This is a genomic window from Streptomyces glaucescens, assembly GCF_002154375.1.
In the GTDB taxonomy this organism is placed as follows: Bacteria; Actinomycetota; Actinomycetes; order Streptomycetales; family Streptomycetaceae; genus Streptomyces; species Streptomyces glaucescens.
On sequence record NZ_MUND01000697.1, the window covers coordinates 1 to 3,437 of the forward strand.

Sequence of the window (3,437 nt, forward strand, 5' to 3'; positions counted from 1 at the left end):
CTCCGCCGCGCGGCGGAGGAGCGCCGGGAGCAAGCCCGGCGACTACAGGGCGGGATCGACCCCGCCGACTGGGAGGAACTCCTCGACCGTGTCGAGGACCGCCTGGACGACGACGACCGGGACGGCACCGCCGCTCCGGCCCCGGCCACGCCCGCCTCGCTTCATACCCGCAGGCAGTCCGGCCTTCCCCTGTCCCTCTTCGCGACCGGCACGCTCGGCGCGGCGCTTCTCCAGCCGGCGGTGGACGCGTCCGGCAGCGGCCCCCAGCTCGTCCACTGCCTCGCCGCCGGCGCCGCACTGGCCGGTCTGGGCAGAGCAGCGATGTCCGAGGGGAGCAGGGCCACGGCTCTGTAAGACCGTGCGGCCGCGCGGCGCGGCGCCAGATCTTCGCGGGGGGAAGATCCGACGCCGGAGCGCGACCGGGCTTCACGGCGAGTAACNNGCCCGGGATCTTCACAGGTCTTCGGTGTCGTCGAGCACGTCCAGACTGGGCTCCTGGTCACCCCACTCGTCATCACTGATCACCTTGCCCATCGCCGACGAGATGTGGCTGAGCAACGCGGTCCTGCGGTCGGCGAGGAACCCCTCGAAGTCGTCCGCGGCCATGCGCCCGGGATCGGCGAGATGGGTCCTGATCCGCTCGGCCACACCATCGGCCCCGGTCTCCGCCGCCTTCCTCAGCCGGTGCAGGTACGACGACGGCGAGCTGCCCCCGATGATCCTGTTGGTGCGGGCGGTGAGCGGGGTCTTGTTGATGATCGAGTTGTAGAGGGACGGCTCGAAGCCGGCCTTCTCGCACCACGCCTTGGGGAAGATGTGGTGGATGTCGATGGATTCGTCGAAGTACTCCGTCACCTCCGCCTTCTCCCCGGTACGCCAGTCCACCGCGCCGGCCTTGAGCAGCAGGGCGTAGATGCCCTTGTAGGCGGCGCTGTTACGGGTCCGCAGCGTCAGGAGTCGGTTGGGCGAGAACTGGGCGGCGCTGACCGTGCGGGGCTCGCCGCCCGCCCCGCCGATCCAGTCGACCACGTCCTGGAGATCCTGGCTGAACCGGGTCTCGGTCGAGCCGCCGTACAGCTCCCCGAACACNNGTACGGCAGGAACTTGGTGTCGAACAGGTACTGCTGGTGCAGGAACTTCGCCGCCGACTTGAAGCCGACGATCACCAACGGCGCGAAGCGGCGGTAGTCCTCCAGGGACAGGACGAGCATGTCCTTGCGCTTGCAGCCGATCCGCGGAAGCCGGTCCTCCTCCGTCCCCTGCTCCTGCTCGACCCGGCGGCGCTCCCATGTCGCCAGCAGCGTGACCGCCTGGAGGAAGTCGGTGTTGGAGACCTCCCTCAGGATCCGGTACTCGGGCGCCTTCCAGGCCGCACGGCATTCCTCCTCCCAGTGCCTGCGCAGATCGAACTCGTCCGCGGCGTAGGTGGCGGTCAGCAATTCGAAGACGGTCAGGGTCACGCCACCGGTGTTGACCTTCTCGAACACCTGGCAGACGGCTTGGCGAGGGGTCTCCTGCCCCAGCTCGATCACGGGAACGTGGTACAGATCGAAAGGGCGGACGAATTCCTGGCGGAAGCGCCGCCAGAGGAGGCGCTTCTCCTTGTCGTCCGACCAGTAGTCGGTGAACTCGTCCCCCCAGTCGCCGTTGTCGAAGACCGCGGTCAGCGGGAAGAGGAGGTGCTTGTACTCCAGCTCCGGCTTCGAATAGTCCTCGACGACCTCGCGGCGGNNCCGCCGCGACTCGGGGATGAAGCGGATGGCCTCCTCCCGGTCGCCGTTCTCCTCCAGCGCCTTGAGCATGTCCACGTAGAACCAGCCGGAGACCCGCTGCTTGCGCACGTCCTGGGTGACCACCGGGCGATCCAGCTTCAGGGCCTGGAAGAGGGAGGTGAGTCGCTGCTGCCCGTCCAGGATGAGGGAGTCCGGCTCCGCCCTGCTCGCGGGCGTCGCACCTTCGACCGGGCGGTACTTGAACCGTACGTCGCCGCCCGAGCGCAGCAGCATCACGGTGCCGACGGGATAGCTCAGCGAGATCGAGGCAAGCAGGCCGGCGATGTTGGGCCAGGGCCAGACCCAGCCCCTCTGGAACTCGGGTAACTGGGCCTTGCCGACCTCGACCTGCTGTAACAGATCCCGCAGCGGGCGCTTGTCGATGCTGAACGCTTCGTCGGCCACATCGGCTCCTTCACAGGGCAGTTGGCGTCCGGACCGGAGTTTGTATGTCCTGCAAAGCTACTAGCCGCCGGACACGCTCCCCGCCGTCCACGAAGAGCTGGCAACCGCCGACCGACACCACCCGAACCCGAGTCCGCTCAATCCGTCGAACACTCGATCGATCCGCGAAAACGGCCTCGGCGTCCAAAGCGCGTACCACCTCGTCGGTCAACGACCGTGAAGAGAACACATGACGAACGGCGTCCAGATCGACCGGAACCTCGTAATAGTCCTCGGCCCGCTGCCGAAAACGCCTCCGGCAACCGGTCGACCAACAGCCGGAAGAGGTATCCGGAACCATCCGGACCCTCCGCCGTCCCGTCGGGAAGTCAATCGCCCCGCCCTCCAGCCGTCGGCGCCCGTCTCCCGCCACACACACGCGGTGACGAGTGGCATCCCGTCCTCGTCCGAGAACGCCGACTCCTCCACACACGACCGGAACACGTCGGGCACCTCGTCGAGCACCCCGGCCCACGGCCCGTCCTCCGCACAAGGACTCATGGGCGACTGGTGAGCGAACCCCCGCACATAGGCGCCGGCAGCCGAGAAAGCGATCGAGTCGTCCCCCGACCCGTTCCGCATCGAAGCCACCGACTCCGCCTCGGACCAGCGCCCCTCGAAGAAGTGGCGCCGCCGCTCTCACTCAGGGCTCGGCACTGCCTCCACGACAGCCATGGCCCGACAGTGCTCACGAAGCGCCTCTATCTCGGGCAGCAGTCGAGCAACATCATGAACGGTCAGTCACCCATCCACCCGCACACCACTGACACACCGGGTAGCCACCCGACGCGATACGCCCCCTCTGCGGCACACGGCTCACATACGCGAAGACCCCGGCCTCAGCGTTTNNTGCTCTATCCCCTGAGCTACGGGGGCGTGTCGTTCGCGGTGTCTCGCGGCGACGGGTAGAACACTACCAGCTCCGAGAGGGTGTTCATGAACGGGTTTCCTCGTGGTCGCGGGGGCGGGGTCGCCCGCACGGGGTGGAAGTGGGGAAAACCGGGACGCGGTGGCCGGTCCGGACCTACTCTCGAGTTGTGCCAGGCGCGTGGGGCCGGGTGCTTGTTGTGGACGACAACAAGGTCATCCGGCAGCTGATCAGGGTCAATCTCGAGCTGGAGGGCCTCGAGGTCGTGACCGCGGCCGATGGTGCCGAGTGTCTGGATGTCGTGCATCAGGTGCGTCCGGATGTCGTCACCCTCGATGTCGTGATGCCGCGGC

Annotated in this window: 2 protein-coding genes and 1 pseudogene; 2 read left to right on the plus strand and 1 reads right to left on the minus strand. The window is 67.6% G+C overall.

Annotation, left to right across the window (positions count from 1 at the left end; genetic code table 11):
- A partial coding sequence (locus CCN42_RS43935) for a hypothetical protein (RefSeq protein WP_211294860.1) occupies positions 1 to 354 on the plus strand: 354 nt, incomplete at its 5' end.
- Positions 355 to 453: 99 nt separating this feature from the next.
- Here CCN42_RS43935 and CCN42_RS35310 read toward each other — a convergent pair.
- A pseudogene (locus CCN42_RS35310) lies at positions 454 to 2,177 on the minus strand (GmrSD restriction endonuclease domain-containing protein).
- Between the two features lie 1,028 nt (positions 2,178 to 3,205).
- Between CCN42_RS35310 and CCN42_RS35320 the strand changes: the two are divergent.
- Positions 3,206 to 3,437 (plus strand): response regulator (locus tag CCN42_RS35320; protein WP_143662133.1); only part of this gene is annotated, 232 nt, incomplete at its 3' end.